This window comes from Pseudomonas agronomica, from assembly GCF_025917275.1.
Lineage (GTDB): Bacteria > Pseudomonadota > Gammaproteobacteria > Pseudomonadales > Pseudomonadaceae > Aquipseudomonas > Aquipseudomonas agronomica.
Window position 1 is genome coordinate 1 of the sequence record NZ_JAOSHO010001097.1, and the last position, 327, is coordinate 327.

The window sequence follows — 327 nt, forward strand, 5'->3', positions numbered from 1 at the left end:
TGGTTTCCTTGAACGGCTTGTATCCCTTGCTCAAGCGCTTGCCCCTGGCGCTCTGGCGAGATGCGAAAAGCCGCCAGACCGCGCTGAAGAATCTGCTGGTGCTGCTCGATGAACGCTCCCGTGGCGAGACCCGTGGACGGACCGCCGAACCGGTCATTGGGGTGCGGTCATGATTGCCCTGCTGAACAAGGTCGCCAACGCGGCGGTGCGGCGTATCGAAGTGGCCGGGGCGTTCGTCGTGCTTGGCATCGTGTTCATGCTGATCCTGCCGTTGCCTACCTCGGTGGTCGATGCGTTGATCGCCATCAACATCTGTATTTCGTGCCT

General features: G+C 61.2%; 1 protein-coding gene. It reads left to right on the forward strand.

Annotation, left to right across the window (positions count from 1 at the left end):
• Window positions 1-17 precede the first annotated feature (17 nt).
• Window positions 18-173 carry a TyeA family type III secretion system gatekeeper subunit gene (locus OC610_RS29090; RefSeq protein WP_264433302.1) on the forward strand — a complete coding sequence of 52 codons (156 nt, stop codon included), beginning with the start codon at window positions 18-20 and terminating at the stop codon, window positions 171-173.
• The last annotated feature ends 154 nt before the right edge of the window (window positions 174-327 follow it).